Genomic DNA, 862 nt, shown 5'->3' on the forward strand with positions numbered 1-862 from the left:
GCTGGATCGTCTACGGCGAGGTGATGGAGAACCTGGCGACGCTGAAGCGCGAGGGGAAGATCCGGGAGATCGGCATCTCGAACGCCAGCGTCGAGGAGATCGAGATCGCGCAGCAGGTGCTCGGGGAGGGCGGCCTGGTCAGCGTGCAGAACGAGTTCTCGCCGCGGCACCCGGGCAGCTACGACGAGCTGCGGTACTGCGAGCGGCACGGGATCGCGTTCCTGCCGTGGAGCCCGCTGGGCGGCACCGGCGGCGGCGGGCGGAACGTCGGGGACCGGTTCTCGGTGTTCCGCGAGATCGGCGAGACCCGGGAGGTCAGCCCGCAGCAGGTGGTGCTCGCGTGGGAGCTCGCGCTGAGCGAGGTGCTGGTCGCGATCCCCGGCGCGCGGCGGCCGGCGTCGATCACCGACTCCGCCGCGGCGGCCGACCTCGCGCTGACCGCGGACGAGGGCGAGCGCTGCTCGCGCGCGGTCGGGCTCGAGATCGGCTGACCGCGCGGCGGCGTCCGCACGCGATCCGTCAGGAACCGGCCGGCGGTCGTATGGAACCCGTGAGGATGGCCGCCGCGGCCCCCCGGCGGGGGTCGGATGGGAGACGGCCCGGCACCTGACCGGGCCGTCGACCCGTGCCGACCCGGCCCGGTCGACGAGGACCGATGTCGGGAGTCCCTCGTGCTGGACCTGGTGCTCGTGGCGGCCGTGGTCGCCCTGTTCGCGCTCGTGAGCGCCGTCGCCGCGGGGGTCGAGAGGCTGTGATCGTGCTCGACCTCGCCGCGGCGGCGCTCGGCGTCGCGGCGGTCGTCTACCTGGTGTGGGCGCTCGTGAAGCCGGAGCGGTTCTGATGGCCGGCTGGCTGGCCGCCG

At 74.4% G+C, this 862-nt stretch carries 2 protein-coding genes; both read left to right on the plus strand.

Annotation, left to right across the window (positions count from 1 at the left end):
- The coding region (locus tag FHR04_RS20720; RefSeq protein WP_139405059.1) for an aldo/keto reductase at positions 1 to 491 on the plus strand (491 nt) is incomplete at its 5' end.
- A gap of 260 nt (positions 492 to 751) precedes the next feature.
- Positions 752 to 841, plus strand: a complete 90-nt coding sequence (locus FHR04_RS20725) for a potassium-transporting ATPase subunit F (protein ID WP_139405060.1) — start codon at positions 752 to 754, stop codon at positions 839 to 841.
- Positions 842 to 862 lie beyond the last annotated feature (21 nt).

The sequence above is a fragment of the Deinococcus radiopugnans ATCC 19172 genome (assembly GCF_006335125.1).
GTDB lineage: Bacteria > Deinococcota > Deinococci > Deinococcales > Deinococcaceae > Deinococcus > Deinococcus radiopugnans.